Origin of the sequence: Streptomyces sp. CBMA156, assembly GCF_014596515.1 — a bacterium.
Classification (GTDB): Bacteria; Actinomycetota; Actinomycetes; order Streptomycetales; family Streptomycetaceae; genus Kitasatospora.
In genome coordinates, this window is the sequence record NZ_MSJQ01000416.1 from 1 (window position 1) to 16,362 (window position 16,362).

Annotated in this window: 18 protein-coding genes, 1 pseudogene and 1 riboswitch; of the genes and pseudogenes, 13 read left to right on the forward strand and 6 right to left on the reverse strand. The window is 74.9% G+C overall.

The annotated features are described in order from the left end of the window. The 3 genes and pseudogenes from BU198_RS37040 to BU198_RS37050 form a co-directional block, all read right to left on the reverse strand. A pseudogene (locus BU198_RS37040) lies at positions 1-201 on the reverse strand (hypothetical protein); the annotation flags it as partial. Positions 202-288: 87 nt separating this feature from the next. Beyond that, positions 289-1,029 (reverse strand): sensor domain-containing protein, encoded by a 741-nt coding sequence (locus BU198_RS37045; protein WP_188300946.1) that lies wholly within the window; start codon positions 1,027-1,029, stop codon positions 289-291. A 113-nt stretch (positions 1,030-1,142) separates the two neighbouring features. Continuing rightward, positions 1,143-1,730, reverse strand: coding sequence for a GNAT family N-acetyltransferase (locus BU198_RS37050; RefSeq protein ID WP_188300945.1), 588 nt, complete (start codon positions 1,728-1,730; stop codon positions 1,143-1,145). Positions 1,731-1,772: 42 nt separating this feature from the next. On the opposite strand from BU198_RS37050, the gene BU198_RS37055 reads away from it, so the two are divergent. Beyond that, positions 1,773-2,648, forward strand: a complete 876-nt coding sequence (locus tag BU198_RS37055; RefSeq protein ID WP_188300944.1) for a hypothetical protein — start codon at positions 1,773-1,775, stop codon at positions 2,646-2,648. Between the two features lie 116 nt (positions 2,649-2,764). On the opposite strand, the gene BU198_RS37060 is transcribed toward BU198_RS37055, so the two are convergent. Continuing rightward, positions 2,765-3,598, reverse strand: coding sequence for a M23 family metallopeptidase (locus tag BU198_RS37060; RefSeq protein ID WP_317620466.1), 834 nt, complete (start codon positions 3,596-3,598; stop codon positions 2,765-2,767). 12 nt (positions 3,599-3,610) lie between these two features. Beyond that, a riboswitch (cyclic di-AMP (ydaO/yuaA leader) is annotated at positions 3,611-3,769 on the reverse strand. A 194-nt stretch (positions 3,770-3,963) separates the two neighbouring features. On the opposite strand from BU198_RS37060, the gene BU198_RS37065 reads away from it, so the two are divergent. The 11 genes from BU198_RS37065 to BU198_RS37110 all read left to right on the forward strand — a co-directional run bounded on the left by BU198_RS37065 (position 3,964) and on the right by BU198_RS37110 (position 13,843). After that, positions 3,964-4,254: a YiaA/YiaB family inner membrane protein gene (locus tag BU198_RS37065; protein WP_188300943.1), complete on the forward strand. Its 291-nt coding sequence runs from the start codon at positions 3,964-3,966 to the stop codon at positions 4,252-4,254. Positions 4,255-4,319: 65 nt separating this feature from the next. Then, positions 4,320-5,201 carry an alpha/beta fold hydrolase gene (locus BU198_RS37070; RefSeq protein ID WP_223245384.1) on the forward strand — a complete coding sequence of 294 codons (882 nt, stop codon included), beginning with the start codon at positions 4,320-4,322 and terminating at the stop codon, positions 5,199-5,201. A gap of 82 nt (positions 5,202-5,283) precedes the next feature. After that, on the forward strand, positions 5,284-5,850 hold the full coding sequence (locus tag BU198_RS37075; RefSeq protein ID WP_188300942.1) for a TetR/AcrR family transcriptional regulator: 567 nt from the start codon (positions 5,284-5,286) through the stop codon (positions 5,848-5,850). Between the two features lie 64 nt (positions 5,851-5,914). Then, on the forward strand, positions 5,915-8,134 hold the full coding sequence (locus tag BU198_RS37080; RefSeq protein WP_188300941.1) for a SpoIIE family protein phosphatase: 2,220 nt from the start codon (positions 5,915-5,917) through the stop codon (positions 8,132-8,134). A 231-nt stretch (positions 8,135-8,365) separates the two neighbouring features. Beyond that, on the forward strand, positions 8,366-9,625 hold the full coding sequence (locus BU198_RS37085) for a sensor histidine kinase (protein WP_223245390.1): 1,260 nt from the start codon (positions 8,366-8,368) through the stop codon (positions 9,623-9,625). Beyond that, positions 9,609-10,022: a roadblock/LC7 domain-containing protein gene (locus BU198_RS37090; protein ID WP_188300939.1), complete on the forward strand. Its 414-nt coding sequence runs from the start codon at positions 9,609-9,611 to the stop codon at positions 10,020-10,022. The genes BU198_RS37085 and BU198_RS37090 overlap by 17 nt, the downstream gene beginning before the upstream one ends. Then, positions 10,019-10,366, forward strand: a complete 348-nt coding sequence (locus BU198_RS37095) for a DUF742 domain-containing protein (RefSeq protein ID WP_188300938.1) — start codon at positions 10,019-10,021, stop codon at positions 10,364-10,366. Before BU198_RS37090 ends, BU198_RS37095 begins: the two co-directional genes overlap by 4 nt. Continuing rightward, a complete protein-coding gene (locus tag BU198_RS37100; protein ID WP_188300937.1) occupies positions 10,344-10,979 on the forward strand; it encodes a GTP-binding protein in 636 nt (211 codons plus the stop codon). The genes BU198_RS37095 and BU198_RS37100 overlap by 23 nt, the downstream gene beginning before the upstream one ends. After that, positions 10,976-12,454, forward strand: coding sequence for a cytochrome P450 (locus BU198_RS43020; protein WP_317620465.1), 1,479 nt, complete (start codon positions 10,976-10,978; stop codon positions 12,452-12,454). Before BU198_RS37100 ends, BU198_RS43020 begins: the two co-directional genes overlap by 4 nt. Next, complete coding sequence (locus BU198_RS37105; protein WP_317620464.1) at positions 12,439-13,539, forward strand: cytochrome P450; 1,101 nt, start codon at positions 12,439-12,441, stop codon at positions 13,537-13,539. Before BU198_RS43020 ends, BU198_RS37105 begins: the two co-directional genes overlap by 16 nt. Positions 13,540-13,558: 19 nt before the next feature. Next, the gene (locus tag BU198_RS37110) at positions 13,559-13,843 is read left to right on the forward strand and encodes a hypothetical protein (protein WP_188300935.1); all 285 of its coding nucleotides are present in this window, start codon (positions 13,559-13,561) and stop codon (positions 13,841-13,843) included. 108 nt (positions 13,844-13,951) lie between these two features. Here the strand turns inward: BU198_RS37110 and BU198_RS37115 are convergent, their stop codons facing one another. After that, complete coding sequence (locus BU198_RS37115; RefSeq protein ID WP_188301199.1) at positions 13,952-14,563, reverse strand: isocitrate lyase/phosphoenolpyruvate mutase family protein; 612 nt, start codon at positions 14,561-14,563, stop codon at positions 13,952-13,954. Here BU198_RS37115 and BU198_RS37120 point away from each other — a divergent pair. Beyond that, positions 14,543-15,538 carry a methyltransferase gene (locus tag BU198_RS37120; protein WP_188301201.1) on the forward strand — a complete coding sequence of 332 codons (996 nt, stop codon included), beginning with the start codon at positions 14,543-14,545 and terminating at the stop codon, positions 15,536-15,538. The two genes, BU198_RS37115 and BU198_RS37120, sit on opposite strands and share 21 nt — an antisense overlap. 85 nt (positions 15,539-15,623) lie before the next feature. On the opposite strand, the gene BU198_RS37125 is transcribed toward BU198_RS37120, so the two are convergent. Further along, on the reverse strand, positions 15,624-16,316 hold the full coding sequence (locus BU198_RS37125; RefSeq protein WP_188301200.1) for a class F sortase: 693 nt from the start codon (positions 16,314-16,316) through the stop codon (positions 15,624-15,626). Positions 16,317-16,362: the final 46 nt, after the last annotated feature.

Genomic DNA, 16,362 nt, shown 5'->3' on the forward strand with positions numbered 1-16,362 from the left:
CGGGTCGACGGCGATCACCCGGCAGCCCAGCTCGCGGGCCTCGGCGGCCAGGCCGGCCGCGCCGCCGGGACAGTCCAGCAGCGGCCCGGGCAGGGCGGCGAGCCGGGCCCTGGTGAGGCCGAACTGGGCGCAGTACTCGTCCAGCGGACGGGAGGTGACCAGGACGTCCGGCTGAGCGGGGGGAAGGCCGGCGGCAGCCACCCGGTCATCCGAACACGGGGCGGCCCCGCCCGCATCCGGAGGACGTCCGGGGCGCGGGCGGGGCCTGGGAGTGGGCGGAGGCGGCGGTCAGCGGCCGAGCAGGCCCCGGACGGCGGCCCGGTTGACGTTGGTCAGGCCGCGGACCAGCTGGGTGGTGAGGAAGACCAGCAGCACCCCGAGGACCGAGAGCCCGACGATCTGCCAGAGCGCCTGGATCTCGTACACGTGCTGGACGCCGTCACTGTCGCGGTAGTCGAACAGCCGGAACCCGTTCCAGGGGGTGTAGGCCCGGTAGACCCAGTGGTACGCCGGGTAGAGCGCCAGGACCCAGCCGAGCAGCAGGAACACCAGCGTCACCACGAAGCTGAATATCGCCCAGGGGAACATCACCACCTGGTACAGCACGGCCTTCCAGCCGGCCCCGTCCGCCAGCCGCGCGGTGATCGCGCCCCAGTTGCCCGGGCGGACCTGGCGCACCGGCTCCGGGCCGGGGACGTCCAGCGCCAGCATCCCGCGCACCCGGGCCCGCTCCAGCCGGCCGAAGCCGCGGGCGACGATGGTCAGGCCCGCCAGGACGGGCAGGCCCAGGACGGTGACGAAGGTGCCGAGGCCGAAGCAGAACATGGTGATCGAGACGGCGAACCCGGCGATCGCCACCGGCAGACCGCTGAGCGCGTAGCCGACCTCGCGGTAGTAGTACGCCGAGAACGGCGCCCGCCACGCGGCCGGCCGCTGCCCGGTCCTGCGGGCCCCGGCGGGACGCGGGTCGCCACCGTGACCGCCCAGGACGTCCCACTCCCGGTCCTCCATGCTGTGGCTGCTGCTCATGCTCCCGGCCCCCGGCCCCTCGTTCTGGCGTTCGTTCGTCCCGCTGACAGGGTCCAGTCTGCTGGACGCGCCGGACGGCCGGGATCCGGAGGCCTGGCGGATCCGGGGTGGGGTTAACCCCCCGCCGCCCCGGCGGCCCGGCCCGGCCACTCGTCGGCGAGCAGCGCGTAGAGGTACGAGTCGGACCAGACGCCGTCCTTGAACCCGTCGTGCCGCAGCCGCCCCTCCCGCCGGAAGCCCAGCCGGGTGAGCACCGTCACGGAGGCCGCGTTGTCCACGTGGACCCGGGCGGTCAGCCGGTGCAGGTCCAGCGGGCCGAAGGCGAGGCCGAGGAGCAGGCCGACGATCTCGCCCGCGTAGCCGCGGCCCCTGACCTCGTCGGCCAGCACGCACCCCAGGTCGGCGGAGCGGTGGCCGCCGAGGACGAGCGAGGCCTGCGCGACCGGCGGCGCGTCCCCCGGGTCCTCGGCGTCGGCGAGCCTGGTGACGGCGAGCCGGTAGGTGTCCCGCTCCCCGGCCATCGCCTCCTCCAGGTAGAGCTCGATCTGGTCGGCGCAGGCCTCCCGGTCGCACGGCCCGAAGGGCAGGTACCTGGTGACCTCGGGGTCGCCGAACAGCGCGTGCAGCGCGTCCACGTCGCCCTCGGTGTGGTGGTACTCGCGGATGGCCAGGCGCGGGCCGGTGAGTCGTACGGGGAGCATGGCTGCCGACCCTATCCCCGCCCGGCGGCTACCGTTCGGACTATGAACGACGAAGACCTGCGGCTCGCCCCCCGCACCAAGGCCGCCGACCTGCTCGCCTGGGCGGCCGAGCAGGGCCGTGCGCCGGTGGCCGAGGGGCCGCTGCGCACGGTGCTGGCGCTGCTGGAGCTGGGCGAGGGCAGGATGCACGACGGCTGGCCCGAACTGACCTCGAACGCGGTGGAGCACCTGCTGTACGAGCGCCTCCACCTGTACGTCCAACCCGCGCCCGAGGAGGACCCGCTCGCGTACGGCGACGCCGTCCGGCTGCTGGCCGACCACCAGCGGGCGGCCCGGCGGCTCAACGCCAAGCGCCAGGAGCGGCTGCACGCGGAGGCCGAGTGGCAGGGCGAGGTCGCGGCCGGACTGCTGCGCCGCGCCGATCTGGTGACCTGGCCCCGGCTGTACGCGCTGCTGCTGCACGCGCACGGGGTGGACGTCGCCGACGGGGAGGCGGTGCGGGACTGGCTGGCCGGTTTCGGCGGGCTCGCCGAGGAGGAGCGGCTGGCCGCGTACGAGGACCTGGCGCCGGCCGGCTGGCTGGACGAGCCGGACGAGCAGGGCTGGGGCTGGAGCCGGGTGCTCTCGGTCGGCATGGCCACCGACGGCGCGCGGCGCCTGCTGGAGCAGGGCCTGATGCGGCGCAGCTACCGCAACCTGGCCGAGCTGACCGCGCTGGGACGGCCGATGCCGGACGAACTGGCCGGGGACTTCGGCGAGTTCGAGGACGCGGCGGTCGAGGCGGCGCTCGACCTGTTCGGCGAGTGGACGGTGCCGGGGCTGCCGCGGCTGCTGGTGGAGGAGTTCCCCGAGCTGGCGCCGGAGCCGGGCCAGGAGGAGATCGACGCGTACCTGGCGCAGCTGCCCGCCGAGGAGTGAGACACCGCGAAGGCCCCGGCCGGGAGCTCGTGCTCCGGGCCGGGGGCCTTCGCGGGTGCGTCTGCGAGCGGGTGCCTCAGCGAGTGGCGCCGGGCCGACGCGTCAGGCCCGGTGCGTCACGGGTTGAGGCCGCGCTGCTGGAGCCAGGGCTCCGGGTCGACCGGGGCACCGCCGCCGGGGCGGATCTCCATGTGCAGGTGCGGGCCGGTGACGTTGCCGGTCGCGCCGACCTTGCCGATCTGCTGGCCGGCGACGACCTTGCCGGAGCCCTTGGTGATCGAGGAGAGGTGGCAGTACCAGATCTCGGTGCCGTCGGGCAGGGTCTCGACGATCCGGTAGCCGTACGAGCCGGCCCAGCCGGCCGAGGTGATGGTGCCCTGGCCGAGCGCGTGGACCGGGGTGCCGGTGTCGGCGGCGAAGTCCAGGCCGGTGTGCAGGTTGGCCCAGTAGCGGGCGCTCTGGCCGTAGTGGGCGGAGAGCCGGTAGTCGTCCACCGGCAGGGTGAGGGCGGCGGCCTTGGCCCGCTCGGCCTCCTCGGCGGCGCGCTTGGCCTCGGCCTCCTTGGCGGCGGCCTTGGCCTCGGCCTCCTGCGCGGCCTGGACCCTGGCGGTCTCCTCGGCGGCGGTGCGCTGGCTGTCGGCCTGGTGCTGGATGCGGGCGGCGAGCGCGAGGCCGGGGTCCGCGGAGAGGGCGACCGGGGCCTCGTCCGGGGCTTCGACCGCGGGGGCGGCGGCCGGGGTGGCCGAGGCGAAACCGGTGGCTCCCAGGGTGGCGGCGACGGCGGTGACGCCGAGCAGCGGGGAGGTTCCGCGGGTCTGACGCGGCATCCGGTGGCGGTTGGTCTCGGCCTCCGGGGCGAAGGCGTCGGGGCCTTCCGAGCCGGGGTGGTCGAGGAGCTGGGTACCGGCTGCGGGGCCGGCCGGGTGTGCCGGGGTGTACGTCGACGCCACGGAGGCGCGCTCCTTTCCTTCCTTCGCGCCTACCGGGTTAGCTGACGGGTTCGGAGCAGGAAGGTCTCCTACGGCCGGGCCTGGGCCCCGCCGATTCACCCCAGGGAACGTGGTTCCCCGGCTCCCTGACCTGCCCGGAGGCCGGTCGGTGGGATTAGGCACCGCGCACGGTGCCGTCTGGGTACGGCGTTGACGACCGCGCTGCGTTATCAAACGTTAATCCTAGGAGGCGCTGATTCCAAGCCATCCGGTGGAAGCGACTGTCGACCATATGATCGGACGTCAACGAACGACCCCTCATGCACGGCTCCATCTGAGTACTCCTACTCATGTGCGGTCCGGCCGGACGGCCGCATCCTGACGCCATGAGCGCACCGATGCAGACCCGCACGACGGCCGCCTACTACATCCAGGCCGTCCTCTCGTTCGCCCTGTCCGGCACCACCCTCGCCGTCGGGATCGCCTACCTGCCGGTCGGCGGGTGGACCCGGGCGTTCCTCGGAATCGGCCTCCTCTACACCGTCACCTCCGCGTTCACGCTGGCGAAGGTGATCCGGGACAAGCAGGAGACCAACGAGATGGTCACCCGGGTCGACCAGGCCCGGCTGGAGAAGCTGCTCAGCGAGCACGACCCGTTCAGGGTCGAGGGCGCCTGACCCGCCCCCTTCCCGGATCGCCGCCCGCCGGTCGCTTGACGGCTAAGGCTATTAGCCTTAGCTTTATGGCTATCGGCAGCAACGCCGATGCCCCGCACCGGCGGCCCGAGGAGGACCCCATGAACGGCACCATCACCCCGAGCACCCAGTACCTGACCGTCCCCGGCGGCCGGATCGCCTTCGACGACACCCGGCAGGGCGACGGCGCCCCCGTCGTCCTGCTCCCGGGCATGCTCGACAGCCGGGCCGCGTACCGGCACCTGCGCCCGCTGCTCGTCGCCGCCGGCCACCGGGTCGTCACCATGGACCTGCGGGGCTTCGGCGAGTCCTCGATCGCCTGGGACGACTACGGCCCGGCCGCCCTCGCCGGCGACGTCCTCGCCCTGCTCGACCACCTCGGCATCGAGCGCGCCGTCCTCGCCGGGAACTCGTACACCGGGGCGACCGTCGTCAGGGCCGCCGGGGAGGCCCCCGGGCGGGTCGCCGGGATCGTGCTGATCGACGCCTTCGTCGAGACCCCGCCGCCGGGCGCCCTGATGCGCGCCGCCATGGGCCTGATGGGCGCGGCCCTCGTCCACTGGCCCGCCGCCTGGGGCTTCTACCTGCGCCGGATGGCCTTCCCCGGCGCCAGGCCCGCCGACTTCGACGCGTACGTGGACGGGCTGGTCGCCGACCTGCGCACCCCCGGACGCAAGACCGCCACCCGCGGGTACGTCCACGGCGACTCGGCGCCGGTCGGCTGGACGGCCGCGGTGCGGTGCCCCGCGCTGGTGGTCATGGGCAGCAAGGACCCCGACTTCCCGAAGCCGGAACTCGTCGCCGACCGGCAGGCCGCGGCGCTCGGCGCCCGCAAGGCGATGATCGAGGGGTCCGGGCACTACCCGATGGCCGACAACCCGGCGGCCACCGCGGACGCCCTGCTGCCCTTCCTCGCCGAACTCGGCTGACCAACCGCCGACCACCCGCCGCCCGCCCGTCGACCACCCGCCGCCCGCACCCGCCCGACTTCCGTACGGAGAGCCCGAACCCATGCCCCGCGTAGGACTGACCCCCGACCAGGTCGTCGACCACGCCCTCGCCCTCATCGACGAGCAGGGCGCCGAGGCCCTCACCCTGGCCTCCGTCGCCGCCAGGGCCGGGGTCGCCACCCCCTCGCTGTACAAGCACGTCAGCGGCGGCCTCGCCGAACTGCGGCGGCTGATCGCCGTCCGGGTCACCGGGGAGCTGGCCGACCGGCTGGCCGAGGCGGCGGTCGGCCGCAGCGGGGACGACGCCGTCGCCGCGGTGCTGCGCGCCTACCACGCGTACGCCACCGAGCACCCGCACCGCTACAACGCCCTCCCCCAGGCCCCGCAGCCCGACGACGACCTGGCCCGCGCGGCCGCCCGGCTCGTCGGCGTGATCATCGCCGTCCTGCGGGAGTACGGCCTCGACGGCTCCGAGGCGATCCACGCCGCCCGCACCGTCCGCTCGCTCGCCCACGGCTTCGCCTCCCTCAGCGCCGCCGGCGCCTTCCGGCTCGCCGAGGACCTCACCACCACCCACGACCGCCTCATCACCACCCTCACCACCGGCCTCCGCGCCTGGCCCGTTTAGCCCAGCCGCCCGGGCCCGGCTCGGTCACCATCCGCCCCCCGGGGAAATGGGGTATCAAGGGTCAGTGCCCCTGGAGCCCGCCGGCAGTCCGACCACGCGCAGCGCGATGCGCTGCGTGCGCCTGCTGCTCGGCTGCACCAGCGCCGCCGAACTGCTCGGCACCGTCCTGGCCGAGGGCCCGGGCTGGATCACCGGCGAGGGGTCCGTGCTCTACCTGCTGGACTCCGCGGGGATGCTCCGGCTGATCGCCTCGCACGGGCTGCCGGACTGGGCGCACGAGCGCTACGGCGTGGTCGACCCGGCCGGTGAGCTGCCCGCCGCGATGGCCCTGCGGCTGCGCCGCCCGTACCTGCTCGGCCCCGAGCACACCAGCTTCGACTACCCGGACGGGAACGCCGGCATGGGCACCGGGATGATCACCGTGATCACCCTGCCGATGGTCGTGGACGAGCGGCCGATCGGCGTCCTCGCCCTCACGCTGGCCCACCGGGGCACCGTGCCGCGCCGCGACCTGGACGTCCTGGAGACGGTCGCCGAGGCCTGCGCCCACCGGCTCTCCCACCTGCTGGACCACGCCGACGCCCACCTCCCGCACGGCACCCGGGCCCCGTACGGCGTCCGGTCGCCCGAGGACCCGCGGGCGGCCGACGGCCGCCACGCCGGGCTGGCCCACCCGCTGCTGTCGCTGGCCGTGCGGGCCGCCGGACACGGCGCCTTCGAGCGCGACCTGGTCACCGGGGAGAGCTACTGGGACGCCGAGGCGTTCCGGCTGGCGGGCCGCCCGGCCGCCCCGGACGGCACCGCCCCCGAGCTGGACCGGCTGGTCCACCCCGAGGACCTGCCGGACGTGCAGGCCGCGCTGGCCGAGGCGCTGGCCACCGGCGGCCGCTACCGGATCGGCTACCGGGTGGTCCGGCCCGGCGGCAAGGTGGCCCGGGTCGAGGAGTCCGGCGAGGTGATGCTGGACGTGCACGGGCGGCCGGTGCGGATCGCCGGGCTGCTCGCCGACGCCGGGCACCGGGGGCAGCCGCCGGCCGAGGAGCGGAACTCCCCCGCCGCCGCCAGGACGGCGCTGCTGCTGACGCTCACCCGGGCGCTGTCCAGGGCGGTGACCGTCCGGGACGTCACCACCGCGGTCACCGACGTCGCCCGCCCCGCGCTCGGCGCCGCCGGCATCGTCCTGGACCTGGTGGACGAGGGCCGGCTGCTGCCCGTCTCGCACACCGTGTACGGGGGCCCGCGGCGCACCGAGCTCACCCGCCTGGCGGACCTGTCCGAGGACGTGATGCAGCGGTCGCTGACCCGCTCCGCCCCGCTGTTCAGCGACCCCGCGGCGGCCCGCACCCGGCGCGACCCGCTCTCCCCGGCCGCCTGGGCGGTGCTGCCGCTGGTCGCCTCCGGACAGCAGGTCGGCTCCTGCCTGATCACCTTCGCCGCCGAGCGGGCGTTCGGCCGCGAGGACCGCACCCTGTACTCGGCGTTCGCCGGCATCCTCGCGCAGTCCCTGGAGCGGGCCCGGCTGTACGACACCCACCACCACCGGGCCTCCGAGCTACAGCGCGCGATGCTCCCGCGCACCCTGCCCCAGCTGCCCGGGATCACCAGCGCCGCCCGCTACCTGCCGAGCACCGAGGGCATGCAGATCGGCGGCGACTGGTACGACCTGCTGCGGCTCCCGGACGGCCGGATCGGGCTGGTGATCGGCGACGTCCAGGGGCACAACGCCGAGGCCACCGCGGTGATGGGCCAGCTGCGCAGCGGCCTGCGGGCGTACGCGACGGACGGGCACGACCCGGCGGCCACCCTGACCCGGACCAGCCGGCTGCTGGCCGAACTGGACACCGAGCTGTTCGCCACCTGCCTCTACCTGACCCTGGACCCGGCGGACGGCGTGCTGACCGCGGCCAGGGCCGGGCACCCGGCTCCGGTGCGGATCACCGCCGACGCCGCCGCCGTCGAGCTGGAGCTGGAGGGCGGGCCGCCGCTGGGCGTGGCCCCGGAGCGGCCGTACCCGCTGGCGGTGGAGCGGCTGGCGGTCGGCGAGACGCTGCTGGCGTACACCGACGGGCTGGTCGAGGACCGCGAGGAGGACTACGACGAGTCGGTGCAGCGGATGCTCGGCGGGCTCGAACTGTGGGCCCGGCGGGCCGGTCCTGGACGGGTCGGCCCGGCGTCGGCGCTGGAGCGGCTGGCCGACCTGCTCACCCTGAACGTGACCGAGCGGCGGTCCAGGCCGGACGACGTGGCGCTGCTGCTCCTGCACCGGACGGCGCCCCTTCCGTAACATTCCGCGCACAGGTCCCACACATCACCGGAGGCGATCCGGCCGACCGGCTTGAATCCGCCGCCTCCCACGGGGCCGGCCGGAGCATCACGAGGCCTCGTCAGGCCGTGGGGTCGGGGTCGAACGACTGCCGATTGACGCCGAATTGACTCGATATTGACGAGATCCGGTCACTTGGCGAGATCCGTTCACACCTTCGTAGGATCATCACCCTAGAATTCGCGCGTGACGATGACTCAGTGGTGCGCAACGGCAACCGGCGTGCTCGCCGTCCTCGCCCTCGTGACCGCCGCGCGGTACCGCGCCGTGTCCGTCACCCAACGCGGCCGCGCCGACCGGCTCCACCGCGAACTCGCCGCCGTCCGGGAACAGCTCGCCGCCGGGCTCTCCCGCCGCGGCGCCGAACTCGCCGCCGTCCAGCAGGAGCAGGAGCACACCGCCTCCACCCAGCGGGCCTTCCTCAGCGTCGCCCGCCGGATCCTGGTGATGGCCCACGACCAGCAGGCGCTCCTCGACGAGATGGAGCGCACCCACGACGACCCGGCGCTGCTGGAGGGCCTGCTCAAGGCCGACCACGCGGCCGCCCAACAGGCCAGGCTGGCCCAGACCCTGGCCGTGCTCTGCGGCGCCAGGGCCGGCCGGCACTGGCCGGAACCGGTCGCCCTGGAGGACGTCGTCCGCGGCGCCCAGTCGCGCATCCTGCCGTTCCAGCGCGTGGTGGTGCGCAGCCGGATCGAGACCGCGGTGGTCGGCGCCGCCGCCGAGGCGCTGATCCACGCGATCGCCGAGCTGCTGGACAACGCCACCCGCTACTCCCCGCCCAGCACCCAGGTGTTCGTCACCCTGATGCCGGTGCACAACGGCGCCGTCGTCGAGATCGACGACGGCGGCGTGGGCATGCCGGAGCAGGCCGTCGCCAAGGCCGCCGCCGCGCTGGCCGGCGGCAGCACCCTGGAGGTCTCCCGGCTGGGCGAGGTGCCGCAGCTGGGTCTGGCCGCGGTCGGCCGGCTCGCCGAGCAGTACGGCTTCCGGGTCACGCTCAGCTCGGCGCCCTCCCCGTACGGCGGCGTACGGGTGGTCCTGCTGCTGCCGAACGCGCTGCTCACCGAGCCGCTGCCACCCACTGTCCCCGGCCTCGGGCCGGACGACCGGGCGTTCAACCCGGGGCCCCGACCGGTCTCCCCCGCCGGTCACCCCATGGTGGAGACCCCGCCGCCGGGACGGCCCGCCGCCGACACTCCCCCGCCGCTGCCCCGCCGGAGCCACCGGCGCGCCCGCACGGGCCGCCCCGCCCAGCACGCCGCTCCCCCACCGCCGCCCGCGCCGCCCTACCGCTCGGCCCGGGACGCGCAGGCGTTCATGGCGATGTTCCAGGCCGGGACCGCCAGCGGCCGCTCGGCCGTCCGGGCCCAGGCCCAGTCCGACCCTTCCCTGCCCGCTTCCCCCCGACTTCCCCAGCGCTCCGGAGAGTTCCATGACCACCACCCCTGATCTCGGCTGGCTGCTCGCCGACATCATCGCCGTCCCGCAGGTCCAGCACGCCGTGGTCGTCTCCAACGACGGCCTGGAGATCGGCCGCAGCGCGGGCATCGCGCGCGAGGACGCCGAACGGCTCGCCGCCGCCTGCTCCGGGCTCCAGTCGCTGGCCCGCGGCGTCGCGACGGGCTTCGGCGGACCGGGCAGCGCCACCCGCCAGATCATCATCGAGTACGGCGGCGGCTACCTCTTCGTCGTCGCGGCCGGGGCCGGCGCGCACCTGGCCGTGGTGGCCGGCGACGCCGTGGACGCCGGCCTGGTCGCGTACCAGATGCAGGTCCTGGTCGAGCGGATCGGCAGCCACCTCACCAGCCCGCCGCGCGTCGACCACGCGGCGGGGGGCCACCGGTGAGCGGCCCGGTCCGCCCGTACGTCATCACCGGTGGGCGCAGCCGCCCCACCCGGTCGGAGCTGGCCGTGGAGAGCCTGGTCAGCGCGTTACCCGGACCGCCGGAACTGCCCGAGCACGCGCTGCTGAACCGTGAGCACCGGCGCATCCTCGGCCTCTGTCACAGCCTGCTGTCCATCGCCGAGGTGGCGGCCCACCTGGGGCTTCCGCTCGGCGTCGTCAAGGTGCTGGTCGGGGACCTGTGGGACCTCGGCGCCGTGCAGGTGCTCCCGCCCGTCCCGCAGGCCGAACGCCTGCCCGCAACCCTCCTGGAAGAGGTGCTCGTTGGCCTCCGCCAACTCCGCTGAGACCGTCCCCGGCGCCGCCGGGTCCGCCGACGGGCCGCAGTACCTGCCCTCCTCGGTGCAGGGCGCGGTCAAGATCCTCGTCACCGGACCGTTCGGGGTCGGCAAGACCACCCTGGTCGGCTCGCTGAGCGAGATCACCCCGCTGCGCACCGAGGAGACGATGACCGCCGCCAGCAGCGGCGTCGACGACCTCACCGGACTCGCCGGCAAGAGCACCACCACGGTGGCGCTGGACTTCGGCCGGATCACGCTCAACTCGCGGCTCGCGCTGTACCTGTTCGGCACGCCCGGGCAGCAGCGGTTCTGGCCGCTCTGGGACGACCTGTCGCGCGGTGCGCTCGGCGCGATCGCCATGGTCGACCTGCGCCGGCCGGACGAGAGCTTCGACGTGCTCGGCCGGCTGGAGGAGCAGCGCATCCCGTTCGCGGTCGCGGTCAACACCTTCCCGGGTACGCCGAGTTACCCGGAGGAGGAGCTGCGCTCGGCGCTGGACCTGCTGCCCGAGGTGCCGATCCTGTACTGCGACGCGCGTGACCGGCGGCAGTCCTACGACCTGCTGATCGACTTCGTCGACCACCTGCACCGCAGCTCGATCCTGGAGCTCCAGCGGTGACCGCCCCCGAGCCCACCGGGGCACCCGGATGCCCCGTCGCCCACGGCGGCGGCCTGCCCGGCGGCCCGTCCGGCCGCGGACTGCCCACGGGCGTCCCGCTGACCCCGCTGTTCGGCCAGTCCGTCGCCGAGGACCCGCACGGCCTGTACGCCCGGCTGCGCGAGCGCTACGGTCCGGTCGCCCCGATCGAGCTGGAGCCCGGGGTCGAGGCCTGGCTCGTCCTCGGCTACGCCGAACTGCTCGAACTCACCCGCAACGAGGCGCTGTTCTCCAAGGACTCGCGCCGCTGGCGGGTGCCCGCCGAGGGCCGGCTGGCCGCCGACTCCCGGCTGCTGCCGATGACCTCCTGGCGGCCCACCCTGCTCAACCTGGACGGCGCCGAGCACCAGCGGCTGCGCTCCGCGGTCTCCGACACCCTCGCCCAGATCGACCACCGTCAGCTGCGCGGGACGACCGAGGCCGCCGCCAACGGGCTGATCGACAGCTGGGGTCCGGACGGCACCGCCGACCTGATCGCCCAGTACGCCCGTCCGCTGCCGCTGCTGGTCTTCACCCAGCTGGTCGGACTGCCGGTGGAGAGCGGGCCGCGGGTGGTCGAACTGATCAGCCACTTCGTGGACAGCAGTTCGCAGTCCCAGCGCGCCGGAGCGGAGTTCCAGGCACTGCTGGTCGACCTGGTGCGCCGCCGCCGGGCCGCCCCCAGCGCCGACCTCACCTCCTGGCTGCTCGCCCACCCGGCCGGGCTGACCGACGAGGAGGCGGTGCACCACCTGGTGGTGCTGCTGGTCGCGGGCAACGAGACCTCGATCAACTGGACCGGCAACACGCTGCGGCTGCTGCTCACCGACCGGCGCTTCCGGGCCACCCTCACCGGCGGCCGGCTGACCGTCTCCGACGCGCTGGAGGAGGTGCTCTGGCGCGACCCGCCGACGCAGAACTTCCCCGGCCGCTGGGCCACCGGCGACACCGTGCTCGGCGGCCAGTACATCAGCGCCGGCGACATGCTCGTGCTCGGCCTCGCCGCGGCCAACGCCGACCCGGCCGCGCAGGGCGTCTCGGCCGCCGCGCAGGGCTCGCTCGGCGGCAACCGGGCGCACCTCGCCTGGGGCGCCGGCGCGCACGTCTGCCCGGCCCAGCACCCGGCCAGGATCATCGTCGAGACCGCCGTCGAGACCCTGCTGCACCGCCTGCCGGACCTCCAGCTGGCCGTGCCGGGCAGTGACCTGGCCTGGCGCCCGTCCCCGTGGTCCCGGGCCCTGACCGCCCTCCCGGTGCTCTACAGCGCCTTCACCCCGCCCCGCCCGCCAGCCCCCGAGAGGCCCGCATGGACACCGTCACCGACTCCGGAACCCGCGCCGAACCCGTCAGACTCGACCCCTTCGGCCGCGACCAGCACGGCGAGAACGCCCGCCTCAGGGCGGCCGGCCCCGCGGTCCTGGTGGAGCTCCCTGGCGGGGTGGTGGTCTGGGCGGTAACCCACCACGACGCCCTCCAGTCGCTGCTCGCCGACCCCCGGGTCGGCAAGGACGCCCGGCTCTGGAGCACCTTCAGGGAGGGCCGGCTCCCGGAGGGCTGGCCGCTGCTCAACTTCATCGCCGTCCCCGGCATGGTCACCGCCGACGGCGAGGACCACCGGCGGCTGCGCGGGCTGGTCTCGCAGGCCTTCACCCCCCGCCGGATAGCCGCGCTGGCGCCCGCCATCGAGGCCCGGGCGATCGCGCTGCTGGACGAGGTCGGCCGGCTGGAGGGCCCGTTCGACCTGCGCCGGCACTTCGCCTACCCGCTGCCGATGCAGGTGATCGGCGAACTGCTCGGCCTGGCGCTGGAGCAGCAGGACGAACTGCACGAGCTGTCCGACACCATGGTCTCCAGCTCGGCCACCCCGGCGGCGGCGCTCGCCGCGCAGCGCGGCCTGAACGCGCTGCTGGCCTCGGTGGTGGCGGCCAAGCGGGCCGAGCCGGGCGACGACCTGACCACCGCCCTGATCGACGCCCACGAGGCCGGCCGGCGCCTCGACCGGCAGCGGCTCAGCGAGGCCGAACTGGTCGGCACCCTGCTGCTGATGCTGGTCGCCGGGCACGAGACCACGCTCAACCTGATCACCAACGCGGTCCGCGCCCTGCTCACCCACCCGGACCAGCTGCGGCTCGTCCTGGACGGGGAGCAGCCGTGGTCGGCGGTGATCGAGGAGACGCTGCGCTACGACTCCCCGGTCGGGCAGTTCCCGCTGCGCTACGCGATCGAGGACATCGAGGTCGGCGACGTGGTGATCCGGCGCGGCGAGGCACTGCTGGCCTCCTACGCGGCGGCCGGCCGGGACGAGGGGCACCACCGGGACGCCGACCGCTTCGACCTCACCCGGCAGCCCGCCAAGCACCTGTCGCTCGGCCACGGCCCGCACTTCTGCCTCGGCTCCGGGCTCGCCAGGCTGGAGGCCGAGACGGCGCTGCGACACCTGTTCGCCCGCTTCCCCGGGCTGGCCCTGGCGGAGGGCGCGACCGACGAGCCGATCGCCTCGTTCGTCAGCAACGGTGTGCGCACCCTGTGGGTGACGGTCTGAGCCGGCGGGTTACCTGAGGGTGGTCCGCGTCGTTCGGCAGGGCATGAAGAAACTCGCCACCCTGGCCGCCCTCACCATGGCGGGCCTCGCCCTCGCCGTCCCGGCGGCTTCCGCCACCACCCAGACCGCCTCCTCGCCGGACGCCACCGGCGGGCTCACCGACGGGCTCGAAGTCTCCCCGGCCGACCTCGCCCTGCGCACGGTGGGCAAGCTCCCGCTGGTCGGCAAGCCCGCCAACGAGATCGAGGCGATCGGGACCAACCAGATGAGCCACCCGGGGCTCAGCGGGCAGGTCCTGAACTGATCCGTCGCCCACCTGCCCGTGGACGGCCGGCCGACCCCCGAACGGTCGGCCGCCCACGGTGCCCGGTTGCCCGGGCTGTCCGGCCGCCCGGGGTGTCCGCCGCCTCGCTCAGCCCGCGGACAGCCGGTTGAGCTCCGGGTAGCCCAGCCCGTCGGCGAGCGCGGTGAACGTGCCGTGCCCGTACACCTCCTCGGCGGCCCGGCGGACCGCCGCGTACGCCACCTCGGCCAGTCCGGGGCCCAGGCTGATCCGGGCCACTCCCAGCTTCGCCAGCTCGGCGACCGACGGGGAGCCGGGGCCCGCCAGCACGTTCAGCGGCGCCGGGACGGCCGCGACCAGCGCGGCGATGGTCTCCGGGTCGGACACCCCCGGGACGAACACCCCGTCCGCACCCGCCTCGACGTACGCCCGCAGCCGCCGCACCGCTTCCTCCGGCCGGTCCTCGGGGGCGCCGATCCCGTGCAGGAAGACGTCGGTGCGCGCGTTGACGAAGAGCGGCACGCCGGCCACGTCCGCCGCCGCCCTGGCGGCCGCGATCCGCTCGGCGGCCTCCTCCAGCGGGCGGCCCTCGTCCTCCAGGTTCACCCCGACGGCGCCGGTGGCGAGCAGCGCGGCGATGGTCTCGCCGACCCCGGCGGCGGTGTCCGCGTAGCCGCCCTCCAGGTCCGCGGTGACCGGCAGGCCGACCGCGCGGACCACCTGGGCGGTCCTGGCCAGCACCTGCTCGGGGTCGGCGCCGCCGCCGTCCGCGCGGCCGCCCGGCTCGGTGCCGCCGACGCGCTCGGCGACACCCCGGCCACCGTCACCGAACTCGCCGCCACGCTCGACACCGAGCCCCGCCAGCTGCGCCGCCTGCTGCGCGCGCTCGCCTGCTACGGGATCTTCGCGGAGACCGGCGAGGACCGCTTCGAGCACACCGAGATGTCCCGCCTGCTGCGTGAGGACGCCCCCAACTCGCTGCGCTACATCTCCCTCTGGTGCACCGAGCCGTGGACCTGGGAGGCCTGGCCGCGGCTGGACGAGGCGGTCCGCTCCGGCCGCAACGTCTTCCCCGAGCTGTTCGGCAAGGAGTTCTTCGACTACCTGCACAGTGACGCGGGCGACTCGGCGAAGGTCTTCGACAAGGCGATGACCACCTCCAGCCGGCAGTCCGCCGTGGACTTCGCCGAGTACCTGGACCTCACCGGCATCGACTCGGTGGCGGACATCGGCGGCGGCCAGGGCCACGTCCTGGCCAGCCTGCTGGAGAAGCACCCGGCGCTGCACGGCACCCTGCTCGACCTGCCCAAGGTGGTGGCCGGCGCCGATCCCAGGCTCCGGGACGGCGGTGCCTTCTCCGCCCGGGCCCGTCTGGTGCCGGGCGACTGCCGGGTGGAGATCCCGGTCCGCGCCGACCTCTACATCATCAAGAACATCCTGGAGTGGGACGATGACAGCACCCGCCGCACCCTCGCCAACGTGGTGAAGGCGGCCGGCTCCGGCGCCCGCGTCGTGGTGGTGGAGAACCTGGTCGACAACAGCCCGTCGATGCGCTTCACCACCGCCATGGACCTGATGCTGATGCTCAACGTGGGCGGTGCCAAGCATTCCGAGGAGAGCATGGCCGGGCTGATGGCGGAGGCCGGGCTGACGGTCACCGCGGTCCGCCCGGTCAACCCGTACCTGCACGCCTTCGAGGCCATCGTGAGCGGCTGAGCCGCCGCCGTACCCACGGACGGCCGCCGGCCCCGGCGTACGGGGGCCGGCGGCCGCGCACGTCCGCACCGGGGGCGAGGCCGGATCAGCCCGGGTGCGAGGACTCCAGGTGGGCGAAGACCACCACGTTGTCCAGGTAGTCGCGCCGCTTCTTGTCGTACGTGCCGCCGCAGGTGATCAGCCGCAGCTGGGCGTCCGGCGTCCTGCCGTACACCTTCCTGTCGGGGAAGGCGTCCTTGGCGAAGGTCTCCACCGAGTCCACCGTGAACACCGCGACCGTGCCGTCCGCGCGGCTCACCTCGACCTTGTTGCCCGGCAGCAGCAGGCTCAGCAGCAGGAACACCGCCGGGCCCTTGCTGGTGTCCACGTGCCCGGCGACGACCGCGCTGCCGCGCTCGCCGGGGGTGACGCCGTCCCGGTACCAGCCGACCAGGTTCTTGTCGTCCGGCGGCGGCGCGTCGAGCTGTCCGGCCGGGCTGAGGGCCAGTTCGGTGAACGGCGCGTCCACGGCGATCTGCGGGATCCGCAGCCGGGTCGGCTTGGCCCGCCCGAGCGCCGGCGACTGCGGTGCGGCGGCCGGTGCCGGGCCCGCGTCGCCGGCACCCGAGGGCCCGGGGACGGCGGGTGCGGCGGCGGCCGGGGGAGCGGCCCGGTCCTGTGACCCGTCCGCGTCCGACCCGGTGTCCACCGAGTTGTAGATCAGCAGCAGCCCGACCGCTGCCGCGCCCATCCCCGCGCGCAGCAGCCGGGGCATTCCAGGGGCGGGACCGTCCGTCATTCCTGTCCTCCGCTCGACCGGTTCCACGACGGCCCGCCGCCCCCGG